Genomic DNA, 18,118 nt, shown 5'->3' with positions numbered 1-18,118 from the left:
GCGTTACGCTGGTTTTTCAGGACCTCGCCCTACCTGATGTAGGCCTTCGCCCCTGAAAAACCACCAAGCCTTGTAGGACGAAATTTGTAACTGTTCAGCTCTTCTGTAGGAGCGGCTTTAGCCGCGAACCATCGCGCCTGAAGGCGACTCCTACAGCGTCATTCCTGCATGATTTTAGCCGGGATCCAGATTTTCAGGGTTGAAAGTCTGGATCCCCGACAGGATCACTCGGGGATGACGACCCTTGGACGGGTAGCTGAATAGTTACCGAAATTTTTGCTTAGCCATCTCATTATTTTTTGCGAGTGCATCAAGTTTGTAGAGGTTATGAGATGATGAACTGGTTGATTATCTACATTCAAGTTGTTGCCGCCGGCGTGGCCATTCCGGTGGTGGTTTCTTTTGCCCTGGCCTGGTATGAGGCAGCCAATGCCGATCCCCGCTTGCTGGACGAACGGTTCAGCCCGCAGCGGCTGTGGCTGGCGGTGATGCTTATGGTTCAGGAGTATCTGTGCCTGCTCATCTGCGTTCTCAGTCAGCCGATCGGCTGGTTCCGCCCGCTCAATCCCGCGTCGCGTCCGTACCGGGAAACTCCGGTGATCTTACTCCACGGACTTTTTCAAAATCATGCCTGCTGGCTGTGGGCGCGCCTGTGGCTGCGACTGTGCGGCTTCAAGTCGGTTCATGTGATCAATCTGCCCCCGTGGCGGGACATCGAAACGCTGACCGAGCAGGTGAGCAGAAAGGTCGACCGGTTACGCCTGTCTCACGATGTGGATAAAGTTCATCTGGTCGGGCACTCGATGGGCGGCATCATCGCGCGCAACTATATTCGCCTGCGCGGCGGTTCATCACGCGTGGCGCGGTGCGTGTTGCTTGGCGCGCCAAACTCCGGCTCGCGGATGATCCCCTTCGCGGTCACCCGCCTGGCGCGCACCATCATGCCCGGCAGCACGTTTCTGCAGCGCTTGAATCAATCGCCCCCGGCGGCGGAAACGGTCGTCACCAACATTTACTCACAGCACGACAATCTGGTACTCCCGCCGACCAATGCCCGGCTCGCCACCGCCACCGAAGTGCCCCTGGTCGGCGTCGGTCACAACACCCTGCTCTTCCACCCCCGTGCGCTCAATGCCGTGGTCGCCGCCCTGCGCGGGCAGACACCCACCGGATGAGTCATCGCGTCAGCCTCCTTGGCGCTGCTGATTATCGGCGCTTAACGGTCGAACACGCAATGGCCACCCTGCTGCAACCGCTCGGCGGCATTGCCGCATTTGTCACCCCCGGTCAAAAAGTGCTGCTCAAACCGAATATGCTCTCTGGCAAGGAACCGGAACGGGCCGTCACCACCCATCCCGAAATTGTCTTTGCCGTTATCCGCCAGGTTCAGGCCGCGGGCGGAATCGTGTCGGTCGGCGATTCACCCGGCGTCGGCAAAGCGCACAGTGTTGCCGAAAAATGCGGCATCATGGCGGTGATCGAAGAGACCGGCGCAACCTTCGCGCCTTTTGCCGAATCAGTGCCGGTGTACATTCGCTCCGGCACCTTCCATCAGCTCGAAATTGCCCGGGACATCCTTGACGCCGATGTCATCATCAACCTGCCCAAGCTGAAAACCCACCAGATGATGGGGCTGACCTGCGCGGTCAAGAACCTCTTCGGTGCCATTGTCGGGATGCGCAAACCGCAGTTACACTTGCAGGCCGGGACCGACAAGGCGTTCTTCGCGCTGATGCTGCTGGAGTTGGCGGAACGCGTCGCCCCGGCACTGACGATCGTCGATGCCATCACCGCCATGGAGGGGGACGGCCCCGGCGGCGGCGATCCGGTCCACCTCGGAGCTGTCCTCGCGGGGAGAAGTCCGATCGCCGTCGATACGGTAGCGACGGAACTGGTTGGCATGCACATACCACAGGTCTGGACCCAAAAATTGGCGCGCGAAACCGGTCGCCCCCTGACCAGCCTGAGTGAAATCGAACTGCTCGGCACACCGCTCGCGACACTTCGCCCGCCGTCATTTCGACCGCCCAAAAGCACTGATGTCAACTTCGGCCTGCCCGGTTTTTTGCGGCGTCCACTGCGAAACGCCCTCACCGCGCGCCCCCGCCCGAATCACCCGCGTTGTATCCGCTGCGGCCTGTGCGTCGCGCACTGTCCGCCGCAGGCAATGACCATCGTTGACCAGCGACTGAAAATAGACTATGCGCGCTGCATCCGCTGCTTCTGCTGCCAGGAATTGTGCCCGCACCAAGCGCTGGAAACGCAGCAAGGGGTGCTCTTGAAACTGCACCAGCTGCTGCGCTGAACCTCTTGAAAAGGTCGCATCTATAACGACAAAGGGCCGGAAATCTCCCGGCCCTTTGTCGTTATGCTCTGTTTTCAGTTCAGCAGGGATGAACGTTGCTGCTCCCTACTACTTTTGGCTTCAGATACTTTTTCATGATGTTGCCTCCTTGTTTAAAGGGTTATTCAACCCGTCTTTTACCACGGTGTCACCTTGTTCCAGCCTTTTTCATCCGGGGTATTGTCTCCGTTAAGATCAATCATCCGGTGACAGTTCTGCGCCGTCGAGAGATGCGAGAGTTTCGTGGTGCCCCATGAGGAAGTCGTTGTACCGAAAGACGACCAGGCTGCATTCCCTGAGTAATCATCCTCCCAGGTGTTATGAGTTACGTCGAGACAGTTGGTGATCATCAATTTCGGCAGACGCGAGGCATGTGGGTTGTGACACTTGGAGCAGGAGAACTGATGATAACCGCTCTCCACTGTCGTGGCATCGACGCTATTCCCCCAGGCAAAAGTCAGATTAGGCGTCGTAACCTTGGTCGGGGTTTGAAGTGGTGCCAGATATCCACCATCAGTAGAGCGAGGTCCATATCCATAAGTCGCCTTTGTGCTGTCGCTGGTATTTTGGAAGCCCATCCACCCGCCAACATTCGGATTGATTCCGGCGGAGCCACCCAGGGCACCGATAGTCCCGTTGCGGCCACCGGCCACACCCTGAAGGAAGATGTTCGCCGCGCCTTCGCCGGAACCGCCAAGAACCGAGTTGGCGTGACCGTTGGTGGCGCTGATCCAAAGATTCTCGCCGGTTGTCTGGTCAAGATCGTTAACCGACGTGCTGTGACACAGTTGACAGAGGGCGGCGGAAGATTCATAGGTCCAGCCAGATGTCGGGTTGCCACTGTTCTGGTCAATCCAGTAACCACCCATCTCCTGAGTGGTACTCGGGTTGGCCCGTGGCACAGCACCATAACCGTAGCCGGGGCTGCCAGCTGTAATCTGCGCAGTGTAGGTTTGCCCCGCCTGTGGCGCACCGTCCTCCTTGTAAGGATTGCTCTTCCAGGTGCCACGCAGGTACGGCGGACCGGTCGGATCGAGGTTGTCGCCGGCCAATGGAGATGTGTTGCTGTTGTGGACGTCGTGACAATTACTGCAATGGATCTTGCCAACCGCATCGACGCCGCCGTTGGTGTATGCATATGCCGATCCGGTCAGGGCCGAGGTACCGGTTGCATCGGTGGAATGCGTGGACCGGATGGTGCCGGTCTTGTAGCTGAAACCGTAGGTGCCGGTCGTCCCGCTGGTCCAGGTGGCACCGATCCAGTTCGCTTGGTTGAGGGTCCCGAAATTATACACATTGCCGTTGCCGGGATCGGTGACGGTATTGGTCGCGCCATCGTCGGCCCCCCACTCGGAGATACTGTTGGGGGTGTGACAGCTCCAGCACAGCTCCGCTTCGCTGCTGACCTCACCACGTGCGCCAATATTGGCCTTGAGATGAACCCCGCCGGAAAGGTAGTTAATCCCGACACGGCTGTCGTTGGGAATCAGAATGATGCCGGTACCGTTTCCTTCGATCCATGAGCCGTTATCGAACGTGCCGTATCCGGTCGTATCAGAGCCCACCAGACTGAATTGCGTGGCGTTGATCACGGCAGTATTGTAGGTATGATTGTTAATCTCGGTCATGCCGGTTGTGGTGTGAATCGACACCTTCTCTCCCCCGGCCAGGTTGTGGCCGTGCTCGGTGGTCACGACCGCCGGGCTGGCGTTGGTGATGGCGATAACCTTTTTATCCTTGGGATGGCCGCCGACATGACACCAGGTACAGTTCCCCGGCATCGGATCACCGGTTTGCGGATCATTATTCGGGTCAGCAATCAACTTGTTCGGATCGGTGACGTGACTCGGTGTATTCCCGCCCATGCCGTGACAATTCGTGCAGTAAAAGACCGCGGCACTGTCCCATGTGGGTGTCGCTGTTGACGGATGGCAGGACTCAGGAGACATGCTGGAACAGCTTCCGGCGGTCGTCGGAGTCCCTTCTGTCCATACAGCGCTTGCCCCGGCGGCAGCGAGATCGAGATCGACATCAATAATCCCGTCGGCATGGATTGAATTGCCCGGTCGTGATGCGCCGTGGCAGAGGCGGCAAGAATCCCCCTTGCTCATGCGGAACGATGAGTTGATGTGCGCAACGTGCGCGCCAACATATTTGCGTTCGGCTTCGGTCGCACCGGTACCGTCATAACCATGGTTATCGACCGGCGGTGCCGCCTTGACATCGTCGCTCGGATCATCGAAGGAGTGACTGTATTGATCAAAGACGCGACTGTTGTCACCGTGACAGGCACTGCACGACAGCGTGGCATCGACAGACCAGGTGGCAGAAACCGCCGGACCGTGACAACCGCTGACATTGAGCGTACTCCAGTTACCACAGGAGCCGTCATCCATATTGTCCCCGGTGGCATTGAACCCGCCGGAACCGTCGGCATCTTTATAGATGACGAGTGAGTTATAGGTATAGATATAGCCGGAGTTATAGGTGGTGGCGACCACCGGCGACGCGGTCTTCCACCCCAGCTTGATGACACCATCCTGGTGGGAAGTGGTAAAGCTTGCTGCCTCGCTGCCGTGACAATTGGCACACTCGGCAATCGTGTAACCATGTCTGGCGTGGTTGCCGATAGTCGCTGTTTCATCCGGCGGCGTTGAGTGGCAGATGCCACACTTCGGCCCGGCGTCGACTGTCGCCGCAGTGTAGGCGAGCGGTGAAGCGTTACCCCCTTCATCAAGTGCCTTGATGGCGAAGTAATAGCTGCCAGCGGCCAGATCAAGAACCTCATACCCTTGACCGTTACCGCCAAAGTCGGGGTAAGGCTCGGAATCGAGCTGCGTCGCCGCGTTGTACTTGATCCCGGTGTCAATGATCGCATCTGCCAGGCGGATATCATAGGCGGCGGCGCGGCCATTGTTGGCACCATCATCGCCCGGAGCGGTCCAGCTGAGGTAGACCGAACCCTGTTTCGGTCGGGTTTCGGCCTTGAAGTGGGCAATCGCCCCCGGAGCGACATTATCGCCGGAGTTGTTGACAGCGAGGTTCGATGAGGTCGCCGCGGTATGCGAGAGCACCTTGCCGTTAATCACATCACCGGCCTCGACGCGCACCTGGACATTACTCACCGCGCCGGCCAGAGCAATCCCGGCCGCCTGGGTATCCCAGACCAGCGGAGTATCGACAGTGGCGTTGGTCGTCAACCCGGTCGCAATAATGTAGGGGAAGCCATCGGCACCACCGTTGGCGGAACCGTAAACATCGTAGTGAACCGTGTCGGCCACACCATCCACGGTGTCTGTCGATGCCGCCCACCAGATACTGGCATTGGCACCGGAAACCGTACTACTCACCGTCGGTGCGGTCGGTGACGTATTGATCGGTTGGGTGGCGAAGGAGAGGATCCCCCCCTTGCTGGTGGGGCCCCAACCGATACTGGTGACGGCCCCGGCAGTGACGCTGACCCGGACACCGAGTTTGGCATTCATCGCCGCCGTTATTTGTCGCTGGGCTCCGTTGAACTTGAAGGTCACCAGACGCGTCGCCCGTTTGGCAACAGTCTGGTCACTGGCCCAGAGCGCCGTGGAGAAGGAGTTGAAAGTGCTGGCGCCAGTGATGTACCCGAGCTCGGCGCGCAGCGTCGTCACGGCGTTGGAGTTCACGATATTAAGGCTGAAACCGCTGGCAAAAATATCGGTTGTTGCCGCGAACGTTGTCGGCCCGATAAAGACTGCGGGCAGCGTACCGGTTGTGCCGTTGGTGGTATGCACGGTCGCCAGCATTGGAATATTGGTTGTGGCCGTGCCATTGGCGTAGTAATTGACATCGGCCTTCGGCACCGTGGACAGACCCTGCGGAATCGCCTGGAGGACAATGGTGTTGGTATCGGTATTGCCGTAGGCGTCCCTGGCGCGTACTGCAAAGTTGTAGGTCTGACCATCGGTCAAACCGGTGACCCGGAAATGAGTATCACCGGTGCTGGCCTGCGGCGCACCATAAGTAATCGTAGCGGTACTCCACCAGATATCGTAGGTGATCGGCATCGAGTGATCTTCGGCGCGGGTCCAGCTGAGGGCAACCGTGCCGGCAGCGTCGAGCGCCTTGGCCGAATCGAGACCGTACCATGTCGGTGATCCGGTCAGCACCGGCGGCGTGGTGTCGGCGCTGGCGGGAACGGCGTAGCTGATGTAACCGCCACCGTTGGCGGTGCCACCGAAGTTGCCGGTGACGTCGTAGGTGCGCAGGGCAAAATAGTAAGTGGTGCTTGGATCGACCCCATGAATAATCGCTTCCTGCGCGGCGCCCATGCGCTTGACAGTCGGCACGCCCTGGACATGGTTGGTCGTTAATCCAAAGTTGGTGGCAATGGCCGAGGTTGTGCCCATACGGATGTCATATTTGTAAGCGGTTCCGTCCAGTGTACCGTCGTCGCCAACAGCAGTCCAGGTCAGTTTGATCGAACGCGGTACCGGCCCGGCTGCCGCAGTCAGCGTGACATCGCCCGGAGCCACGGTATCGGTGTACCAGTGCGGCGTGAACGGCGCATTGGCATGACAGGCGACGGTGGAGCAGGTCTGCGGAGTGGAACGATAGAATCCACTATTGTCATCAGCCGCGCCGACGATCTTCTTCATCTTGGCGGCAATGTTAAGATCGGCGACACCATCGTTGTTGGTATCGGTGTTGCTGACATCGGCCGGAGCGGCTGACTGATCGCCGGAGTGAACACCACCTGGGTGACAGTAGATACAGGTGGCATTGCGATTGGCCAGGGTATCTCCCCCTGCCATATGCTCAACAATCGCCGCAATGTGCTCAACATGAACCCCTGCGCGGTCAGGATAAACCGTGCCATCCGGCCAGTATTGGCTGGAGCCGTTACCGTGGCAGCCGTAGCAGGAGCCGCCGGCGGCGAAGGAGCCGAGTTCGACGATCCAGGCAGAATCTGCCAGCTTGTGTAGGGTCGAGGCACCGCCATGGCAACCGGCGTTATCGCACCCCCAGTTGGTCTCGTTGTAGTTGGTGCCACCGTTCATGGTGATCTTGCTGTTACCGTGCATCGAGGTGTCGGCACCGCCCTGGTTCCAGAGATTGGTCAGAACGTAGTTGTCGTCCTTGTCGGCGGCCCCGTTGAAGCCGTGGCATGACTTGCAGACCGAGTGGCTGGTCATGACTTCCGGGTTCGTGTCGCCATCACGATCGATAATGTGATCAGGAGCGATCCCCGCGACCCACGTAGCAGCAGCGTAGCCAACACCGATGCCACCGTGGCAGTTGCCACACTCGGCACCGTCGCTGTTTACAACGGTGGTGGCCCACTTGCGGCCCCAGTCACCATTGTCGCGGTGGCAGCCAGCCGCCAGGTTGACCCCGGTGCCCATGCAGGATCCGGTCGCCGCATCGGTGTAGGCTGCAAAGAGACCGCGGTCGGTGTTACTGGCACCGTCGGCGACAACACTTCCCTTGATGTGGGTCGTTGTCTGGGTACGAATGGTGGTGTGGCAGGCCTCGCAACCGCTGGCATGGAGGGTGGCGTCATGCTTCTTGCCACTGACGCGCGGGGTGACGGCGTGCAGGCCGGACGTCGGCAGCAGGGCGGCACCGACCTTGCCAGTGACATGGCATTCGAGACAGGCCAGAAGGTTGCTGTCGAGCCAATCGCCGCTGGTCGCTTCATTGACCAGGTGGCAGTTGTTGGCGCAGCCAGCCGTTCCTGCCGTATGAACGGTGATCGACACGCCGGTGTTAGCGGTCGCATTGATATGCGTAGTTCCGCCAATGGTCGTGGCGGTGGCATTGGCATGGCAGCTACCACAGCTTGAGGTGACATAAGCGGCGTTAGTGACGTGCTTGGCGTGGCGACCAGTGGCCGGTTGCGGCGCACCGGAACCGTCGTTGTGACAGATAGTGCAGTTGTCGGTGCTGCTGACGGTGCGGTTCCAGGCTGGTGAGGCGACGTTAGCGCCCTTGCCGTTCTGGTGGCAGAGACTGGCCGAGCAGGTTCCATAAGTATTGGTGCCACCCACCGTCAGCGTCGCCGGGGTGCCGGTATAGGTGATACCAGCTTTGAGGGTGACACTGCCATCCATATGGGCGGTCTTGCCGCTCATGCTCGATGCACTCACCGCGTCATGGCACTCTTCGCAGCCGACCACGGCGCGCCCGAAGGTAGTGGCGAAGCTGGCGTTCATATGCGGATCGTGCGACGAACCGAGGGTTGAGCTGGTGGCATGGCAGGCCGCGCAGCCAGCAATCGCCGTCTGCCAGGTGTAGACCGGGGTGGCGGCGTTCTTGCCGTTGTTGTGGCAAAGGTTGGTGCCGCAAGTCCCGACCGTACGGGTGGCGGCGTTGGTGTAGGTGCCGGTGTAGCTGACCGTGACACTGCCGCCAGAGACAGCGAAGGCGCCGTTGATATGGCCGCTGCTCGGCACAACGTATGGCGACCAGGTCGGGTTGCCACCGTGGCAGCTGGCGCAGCCGATCACCTTGCCGAAGGCAGTGATCGGTGTGCCGACGTGGGCGTCGTGGGTGGCACCGGTGGTGTCGGCGGTGGTCACGGTGATATCATTATGGCAGAGGGCACAATTCTGTGTCCCTGTTCCGTACCAATCGAAAGTCGCGGTCGTGGCGGTCGCCTTGCCGTTATGGCACTCGACGCTGCTGCAGTTTCCGCTGGTGTAAGTGGCGTCACTGTCGGCGGTATCCCACATGGTCTTGGAGGAGCGTACTGCGTTGGAGACGAAGACCTCAGCCGGCAGAGCAGCGGTATCGCCATGGTCGAAATCACTCCCTGGTGCCGTATGGCAGTAGGCGCACAGATATTTCTGCTTGGCGTCGGCCGTGCCGTTGGCGTTGTCGGTCAGCAGTGCGGTGATGGTCTCGCCGTACTTGGCCTGGGCCAACCTAGTCATGTGGATCAGGTGGCGCCCGCCATTGTCCTCGGTGGCGTCGTTGCCGACCTTGTCCGGCCAATAGTTGGCGGCATTGGTACCAACGGTCAGACCACCGTGGCAGGTGGCGCAGGTCACGGTCGGGGCATCACCAGCGATCGTGGTCAGCGTCCACTCGGTGACGTCGTAGGCATGTTTACCATCGGTCTGCCAGTTGGTGTGGCAGTCCGGGCAACCGGAGAGGGTGCTGACCCGGACGAAACCGGTGCCGGTGATGTTGACGTTGATGACGCCGTTGCCGTGCAAGGTGGTCGCCGCGGCATCAGCCGGTTTCCAGTCGTTGCTGCCGATGGTGAACGGATAGACGGCTGCGGCCGCTTCAAGGGCATGGCAATCCATGCACTCGTAGGTCTTGCCGGCCTTGGTCCCGTGGGTCGACTGGGCCTTGGCATTGGTATGGTGCTGAACGTTAGTGTTCCAGCCGTTGACCCAGTCACCGTGACATCCAGCACAGGACGCTGTGGCGTTGGCGGCACCTTCGTGCCACTTGCGCTTCCAATCGGCCGTCTTGGTCGGCTGCTCGTAGTGACAGCCGGTCAGACTCGGGGCGCAAGTCGGTGCCACGTCGTCCGTATAGCTGATGGTGGCAGCGAAGGTGATCTTGAGATTGCCGGCGGTGCCGCGGGTGGCGTCCATCACACCGTCCTGATGCCCGCTCGACGGCACGGAGGTATGGCAGGTTTCGCAGTTGCCGGTACTTACGCCGCTGTTGTAGAAGAAGCTTTCGTCGTGCTGGATGCCGGAGACCAGCGGAGTGACGCTGTGCAGACCAGATGTTGGATTGACGGCACTGCTGCTCTTGTCGGTATGGCAGTCGATACAGGCCAGGGCCGAGCCGCCCCATGTCGGGGAACCGGTCGCATGGCAGCCGAGGCCGCTGTTCGCCGTGGCGGTGCCACAGGAGTTGGTTTCGTCATTCCAGCTAGCGTACTTGGTGGTCGCCAGGGTGAAATCAACCGTCGCTTCGTCCTGAGTCGCGTTGCCGCGATCAGTCAGGATTGTCCCATCATTGGTCACATTGAGGGCCCAAGCTTCGTGGTCGGTGATATGGATACGCGGCGCCACGGTATCGGTCTCATTGTTGGTATGACAGTTGACGCAGAGTTTCCCTTTGTCAAAGTGCTTGTTGTGGGTGGCGCTGATCGCCTCGCGATTGCCGCTGGCAACATTGCCAGCACTGGTCGGGGTGGCGCTCCAGTAGTGGCAGGAGTCGCAGTTCAAACCATTACTGTCGGTCCAGTAGCCATCGTCTATCAAGGGGCCGACGCCATCATTACCGGAATAGTGACAAGCACTGGCGCAGGTTCCGTTGGTAATGCCAGCCGCCAGACTGACGCTCGCATCACTGTGCGCCAAGGTAAATGTCGCGGCGCCGGGGTGGCAGACGTCACAATCAAATTTATCTTCTGATTCTTCATGGGTAGCGACATTAACGTGTGCTGCGTGTACGCCGGCCTTCCCCGCCGGACGATCATCGCTGGCGGTCGGCGGATTACCGTGGCAATCGTTGCAGGCGGTGCCGCCGGTCGGCATGAACCCGCCATTGACACCGTTATGACCGTGGCAGGTCAGGCAGTTTTCACCTTCATGGTGGGTACCACTGGCGGTCCGGTTGTTATGCACCGTTGCGGTGTGGCAGGTCGCGCAGATGTCGTCACCGTTGGCCGCATCTGCTTCATCAAACGAGTCGGCCCCGGTTACATTGTAGAGGACGACGCTACCGAGGAAATCAGCTTTGACTTCGGCGATCATCGCGATGTTGCTTCCCGCGCCATGCGGATCGTGACATGCAGTGCAAAGAGCCGCAAAGTCGAGCCGTTTCTGTCCGGTGTAGGCAACTTCCATATTGGAATGGGTCTGCACGCGCAGCGTCGCTTCGGCACTACGTGAACCGGCGGCGGTGTGGCAGTCTTCACACGTGAAGGCCACTTGCAACAACTTGGTTGCGGCACCACCGACGTGATCAGCGTTGATTGCAGTCAGGTGACAGGTGGTGCAGGTTTTGTTTGCAGCAGGACTGCCGGTGACCGGGTAAGCATCACTGGCGGTCGGGCGGTTGTGTCCGCTGATATCGGCCATCGTTTTAGCCGGAGCAGTGACCGTAGCCGCCGAAGCATCGGTGTAGCTGGTCACACTGGCACCGGTATGGCAGGTAAGGCAATCGATGCTGCCGCTGTTCCCCCAGATCGGTGAGGTATCAGCGCCCTCAACGCCATGACATAGATCGCAAGATGCTGCGACGGTCAATTGCGTGACCACGCCGTCAACATGGCCGCTGTGTACAGCCGTGCTGGCTCCGGCACCGTGGCATGCATCACAACTGATGTTGGCGCCAGCCGGGTCGATGTGTATTGCATGGGAATTCGTCGTCAACGTTGCCGAGGTCACGCCGTGGCAGCTGCCGCAGGCGGCGCCGCCGACGCCAGCATCCCAGTCAGCGGTCGTGCCCAAATCCGCCGGGTCGTGGCAGTAGACCGAGCAGGTTCCGGTTGTTGCATCGTAATTTACGCCAAGAGCATTTGTTCCCAGCGCATTATAAAGGACAGACCCGCTGGTCTTGTAGACGATATCGTACAGGGTATTGACGTGCTTGCCACCAGATGCCGGGCTGAGCAGGTCAATGCGATTTGCGCCGCTGGCCAGCGTTGTACTGTTGACAGCCGTTTGATTGTGACAAATGGAGCAATCGTTACCATATCTGTCGAGGTGTTTGGCGTGCGCGGCCGAGTTCCCTTTGGTGTTCATTGTCGCCGCGGTATTGCCATGGCAAAATGCGCATTCATGGGTCGGGTTGGTCTTGCCAATAATGGTGCCCTTGCCATTGGCCCACGCCGGGGTCGTCACGGTACCGACCGCATAGTTGCGCGTCGGCCCGTCACCCGTTCTTGGCGCCCCGTTACTGTGGCAGTAAAGGGCCGAACACTTATTTGTTCCGCTATCGTACGTTGCCCCCGCCTGGTCAACATTTGCGTAAAAATTTATATTTCTGAACCCGGTCGTATACGGCAAGGTCGACTCTTGCTGATGGGTCGGAATAAAGTTTTCGTGACACGGCTCACAGGCATAGACGCCGTTGCCGAAGATATAGTCCGAGGTTGCGCCTTGAGTCGTTCCCCCTGCCGCGTGGGCGTTGTGCGGGGTTGTTGATTCATCTTTAAAGTAGGTCACACTGGTGTGCGCATAGTTCCATGCCGCTGAAATATAAGCGTAGCCGCCATCAACCCCGGAACCGGTGCGATCACCGCGATCATTGATATAGGGTGGGAACCCGTGACAATCACCACAGGTTGCCGCGCTGGCATCGTTCTGAAAGCTGTACGCCCAGCCCGTGCTGTTATGCAGGTGACAGGTCGCGCAATCGTCGGTCGATGAGTGAAACAACGCCCCCTTGGGGATCGCTTCGGCTTCACCATGACAGGTTTCACAGTAGCCCAACGCGGTTAAGTTTGAATTGTCTTTCCACACTTCGGTGCGATTGAGCAGACCGAAAATAGCGGGGTTGTTGTAGATATAATCGAAGCCGCCAAAATTGTAGCCGGTAAAACTGACGCTGCTGTTGCTAATCGGATTATAGGAGTTTTTGCGCAAAACAAAATAGTACGGGTCATTATTGTTGTAGGAGTGGCCGCTGTGGCAATCGAGGCAACCAAGAAAACGATCCGCAGCGCCATCGTCAACCTTACCGTGCAGCTTGTAAACGTGACAGGCCTGGCACAGGTTCGATTTTTTCTGCGCTTCAGCCTGGGTAAAGTTAGCCTCGGTCACAGCCGCTAAATCGCGCGGTCCGTCAGAACGGAGCAGATGACCGTCACCACTGAGCGAAGTATAGTTGGTATAGCCGTCAACCGTGGCTGAATTTGAATCGACCGAATGCACACCATGACACGACGTGCAGGAGACAAAGCCGGCCACCTTTCTGATATCGCCATTATTGACATTGGTAATCGATGCGTTGAATTTTGTCGCATCCGCAGCGGCGGAATTATAGCTGACGCCACTTCCAACCGGGTGGGTTAATAATGCATTGGCATTATTCTGATACCAGGGCAGGTGACAATCGCTGCAAATTTGATCAGCGTCGACCGGGACTTTTAACAGCGATGCCTTTGTTGTTGCGTCGGCATGAGGATCGTGACAACGGAAACAAAGCAACCTGCCACGTGTGATTCCATAGCGGCCATTAAACTGCCGTGCATAAGTCGTCGGCTCCTGCGCGCCAACATCCGGCACATTAGAGCCATTCATACGCTGCCACATGTGCGATATTTCCTTGCCTGGTATTGCACCATGCACCACCGTGGCTGTCTGGATTGCATCGCTGGCATCCCCGGCCTCAAAATATCCTTTGACTGGATGAGCAAGACTATCATTAAAGGTGGCCTGACTGCCGCTCGTGTGACAGAGAACACAGGCATTTCCATCGAAGCTCGCAAAATTTGCACCCGCCTTGTGGCAATTTGTGCATCCCATTAAATGCGTCTGCGCCGCGTTGACAAATACCGGGAAAAGTAGCGTCAGCAGCAGGACAGTTAACTTTAAAATGCAATTTTTTTTCATCATTGCGCTCCGATTTCAGGCAGTCAGATGCGTCATTTATAAAATTTACTTATGGTTTTTTTCTAATCTTGCATGTATACCGCGACCCTGCTCGCAGCGTTACGGGTCTACAATTTGTATAATTTATATAATTTTTTCTAATCTTTATGCGTTAAAGCAACCCCAGACCGTGGCGGTGTGGGGTTGCTTCGGTACTCTTCTGTTTACTTGTTGTGGCAGGTCAGACACATCGTGCTGCCAGTGTTGGAAATACGCAAAAACGGTGCATAGTTCGGATTCGCCGAGGCGTTCGTGAGCGCACCTAAAGCCCCGGAATTATCATAAGCAACGTGGGGATCATGGCAAGTGCCGCACTCGATGTGATCCGCACTTCCGTTACGCGGATAAAACACCAGCCCGGCCAATTTGGCATCGCCAATCGGATGCAACCCAAGATCGGCACCCTGGGCTGCGGCGTAACTGAACGAGATCGGATGATCATCATACAGCTTGCCGGTATCTGCAAAAGCATCAACACTATCCGGTGCAGCGCCGATGCGCGGTCCGGGGACCCACGGTTCCATGAAACCGGCGGGCCAGACATAGACATCGGCGGGATCACCAACAAGCTCAATGGGACCGGTAATATTACTTTCATTAATCACCCGGTTAACGCCGATACTACCGTCATGACAGCTCAGACACATCAGTGATGCCGGCTTGACCGTCCCCACGGCGCCGGGGCGAGCTGCCGGGGTCAGCGTCGCACTGTTGTAGAATACCCACGTTGAAGTTGGGTCCGTGCGGTTCCACAACGGTCGTTCATTTCCCACGCTGGCGTTGTGCGGCGTGTGGCAGAAGATACATACCTCCGTCTCGTTTGTCGACCCGTATTGCAGATTTTCAGCCATTGCAGCGGTAGAAAAATTATGCAGCGACGCCGAAACATCGACAACCTTTGCGGCAGAAGCGGTTGTCACCCCCACTGCGACAAACAGGATAGCACCGATTAATCCTCTTAACGTTTTTCTGTTCACGTCTTGAATCCTTATCGTCTGAAAATTTATTTAAGAATGTCCAGTAGTTCCTGAGCATAAACCGTCGCGGCGGCATCCAGTGTCAGCAGCAGAGAGCGGCATTCTTTTGCGACCTGTTTATAGTCACCCTCAGCAATGGCCGCACCAAGCGCGGCACTATCAACCGGTGTCTCATTGGCGGTGGTGATTTGCGCGACCTTGTCGACAAGAGCGGCATTAAACGCAGCAACATAGTCTTTACCGAAAGAGCGTACCAGGCGAATCTCGCCGGAATCGTTGCCGACCAGCAGATCCTTGCCCTTTTTCCCGTCCAGATCAAGGGCAAAAAGGGTCAGGCCGGTACCGATCGAGTAAGCACCGGTCTTCGATTTGCCATTGTTGTTATTGAGCAGCGCGTCTGTCACTGCCAACACCCCGACTGGCGACCATACCGCACCGGCCGACTGGTAAACATAGATATGCTCACCGGCAGTCACCAGCAGATCATCGCTACCATCAGCGTCCCAATCGGTCACAAATGGTGCAACCGGGCCCGCAGAGGGTGCCATGGTAAAGGAAAGATTTCCGGCTGCGCTCAGCTGCGGCGCGGCGTCACTGCCAACATTGATGAACTGGGCAATCGTCCCGTCACTTGAACCGACGAGCAGATCTTTGTCACCGTCGGCGTCAATATCGTAGACCACCGGCGCTGCATCACCGGCCACGATAACCGGAGCGCCACCGACCAGGGTCAGTGAGGTCGGGGTCAATACCCCGTTTACAGCAACAAAGAGCGACACGGTGCCATCAGCGCCACCAACCAGCAGATCGCTAACGCGGTCATTATTCCAGTCAACCAATAGCGGACAGGCTCCCGAAATCAGCGGCAACTCAGCAGCCAGCAAACCGGCAGCGGTAAACTCAAGCTCGCCGTCGACCAGGGCGCCAGTGAACAGGTTGATGGCACCATCGGCTGAAGCGGCGACCAGGTCAACCACACCATCTGCATTCACATCGGCGATAAAGGGGGCCACCGCACCGTTGAGAACGATCTTCTGACCATCCGCAGACAGTGGGTTGGCCTTCAGCTCGGCAGGCATGATGGCCGCGACCAGTTGTGCATAAAAATCGATATTTTCACGCTCACCAATCACCACCTTGCCCACAAACGGCTCGAAGCCCGCCCGCTTCACGACCACGGTTTCGACCCCTGCCGGCACATCACGCAGTTCTACGGGAGTATGCCCGATGTAGCGACCACTATAAGCGTAGTTGCCGCCGAGATAAACCGCGGCGTCAGGCATATTGGCACTGAAGCGCAGAACCGTCGTATCGTAGACAAAGTTGCTTGCATCACCGGCTACCGAAACCAGACCGTGGTTATCGACCGCCAGAGCCCGCCAGAAATAGGTCTGACCGTCCTGCAATGCCAGGTAATCAGCGAACTCGCTGAGCATGATCGCGTTTCCGGTCAGGTCAGCACTGGCGACGAGCTCGGCAAAGGTGGCATCTGCGGCAATCTCTACCCGGTAGCTAACCGTGTCGAAGGGGTCAGGGTCAACCGCTGTCCCCCAACTCAGGACTGTGGCGCCAGCGGCGATAGTCCCTGCTTCCGGAGCCAGCAGCACCGGCGCGACAGGAGCTTCTTCCTGAGCATTAACGTAGAAGTATTGTTGTGCTGTCCAGTCGGACGCGGCTTCACCGTCAAACGCCCTGACGTGCCAGCCAAAACGCGCGTTCTCGGTCAGCTCTGCGGCCACCTGGGCATACGACTCGGTCGCACCGGAAGGCAATCCAATATAGTCGGCAACGACCTCGCTGGCAGAGAAAACCTGGACATCATAAACCAGGTTATCACCGTCATTATCGGTGGCATTCAAGTAGTTCAACTGCGGTGTCGCGGTAACAACTTCAACATCGCCCACCGGGCTGACCGGCACCGGCTGTCCCGGCGCAACATTGGCATTGGCCGGATTCTCTGCGCCATCAACCCCGTAAATTTCAATCCGCGCTCCGTCGCAGGTCACAAACAAGCGACCGGTCAGTTTATCGTAGATGATACCACGCGGCATCGCCATCTGGCCGGGACGATAGCCGGGATTTTTAAACTGTCCGAGAGGGGTGGTCGGCAGACCAAGGAAACGAATAGCTCCGTTGAGAATATCGAGCACATAGGCCCGCCCGGAGGGGTCAAAGGTCATCCCGGAAAAGAACGGCACCGGAGGAGCACCAAAACCGTCATACCCTTTGATATTGCGAAGAAACTGGCCATCGCGGTTAAACACCTGCACACTGGGACGAATGGTACTGTACCCGGCGATATCAGAAACGTAAACCTCACCGCTATATTCATTGAACGACAGGGACCATATATTCCGGAACTGGCCATTGCCATAGCCTTTACTGCCAAAGCGGAACAGATACTCGCCACTGTTCAGGTCGTAGACTTTGACCCCGAAGGTCGCCATATCCGCGACATAAACCCGTTGCGTCAATGGATCGATATCGATCTCCACGGCAAAGGTAAACTCGCCATCTCCCACGCCTAAGGCCGTGATCACTTCACCGCTGTCACCATCAACGATATCAACCTGTTCGCCGCTACCGACAATAATTTTCCGGCCATCGTTCGTGACCGCCAAACTGCTACCGTAAACCCGCATTTTGTCGTAGTAGCGCAGGAACTTGAGGTACTTGTCAAACTTGGCGACCCGCTTCCGCAACGAATCGACAACGTAAATGTTCCCCGCATCGTCAACATCGATTGCCGAAGGAACTTCTATAACCGAATAATCAAGGAATCTGCCCAGTGGCGTCAGAACCGGACTGGTCGCCGCGCTCGCAGGACTTTGCCATATGGCTCCTACAAACAGTGAAATCACTGCAATCAAGCTAAGAGTGGCCTTTAACGGTTTCATTGAGACGCCTCCTGAATCCTTCGAAAAACTTCCGTATCTATGGTGACAAACAGTAACAGCATATAAACTCTTGAACCGGTATTCTGCAAACTTGATACCAACAACACGCAAAGCTTGCAGGAGAGACAGGCGCAGCATTGGAAAATATTTAACTTTATCCTTTATACCGTTTTTTTGACGCAGTGCAAATACATCCCTCATAAATTTGACACAATTCGGTCGCATCCGGCACTTGACCAGACTTATCATGCGGAAGCCGAACCAGCCCAACCCCCCCTCTTCAGCTCAATGACCTTCATCGATAGTTACGGAGGAATCCATTGAGCGGCGAGGCCATCTCTTGCGGCACTCGCAAAA

At 57.7% G+C, this 18,118-nt stretch carries 5 protein-coding genes; 2 read left to right on the top strand and 3 right to left on the bottom strand.

The window, feature by feature from the left end; all coding sequences use genetic code 11:
• The first annotated feature begins 332 nt into the window (after nucleotides 1-332).
• Together K0A93_02480 and K0A93_02475 are read left to right on the top strand one after the other, a co-directional pair.
• The gene (locus tag K0A93_02480; GenBank protein ID MBW6510972.1) at nucleotides 333-1,175 is read left to right on the top strand and encodes an alpha/beta fold hydrolase; all 843 of its coding nucleotides are present in this window, start codon (nucleotides 333-335) and stop codon (nucleotides 1,173-1,175) included.
• Entirely contained in the window at nucleotides 1,172-2,305 is a 1,134-nt protein-coding gene (locus K0A93_02475) for a DUF362 domain-containing protein (protein ID MBW6510971.1), read from the top strand. Before K0A93_02480 ends, K0A93_02475 begins: the two co-directional genes overlap by 4 nt.
• A gap of 176 nt (nucleotides 2,306-2,481) precedes the next feature.
• Here the strand turns inward: K0A93_02475 and K0A93_02470 are convergent, their stop codons facing one another.
• From K0A93_02470 to K0A93_02460, 3 genes are all read right to left on the bottom strand, one after another.
• Nucleotides 2,482-13,848, bottom strand: coding sequence for a CxxxxCH/CxxCH domain-containing protein (locus K0A93_02470; GenBank protein MBW6510970.1), 11,367 nt, complete (start codon nucleotides 13,846-13,848; stop codon nucleotides 2,482-2,484).
• Between the two features lie 203 nt (nucleotides 13,849-14,051).
• The gene (locus K0A93_02465) at nucleotides 14,052-14,864 is read right to left on the bottom strand and encodes a hypothetical protein (protein ID MBW6510969.1); all 813 of its coding nucleotides are present in this window, start codon (nucleotides 14,862-14,864) and stop codon (nucleotides 14,052-14,054) included.
• Nucleotides 14,865-14,890: 26 nt separating this feature from the next.
• Nucleotides 14,891-17,761, bottom strand: a complete 2,871-nt coding sequence (locus K0A93_02460) for a PEGA domain-containing protein (GenBank protein ID MBW6510968.1) — start codon at nucleotides 17,759-17,761, stop codon at nucleotides 14,891-14,893.
• Nucleotides 17,762-18,118: the final 357 nt, after the last annotated feature.

The sequence above is a fragment of the Desulfuromonadaceae bacterium genome (assembly GCA_019429445.1).
Lineage (GTDB): Bacteria > Desulfobacterota > Desulfuromonadia > Desulfuromonadales > JAHYIW01 > JAHYIW01.
Note: the sequence above shows the minus strand (reverse complement) of the source record. Positions and strands in the feature narration are given on the sequence as shown.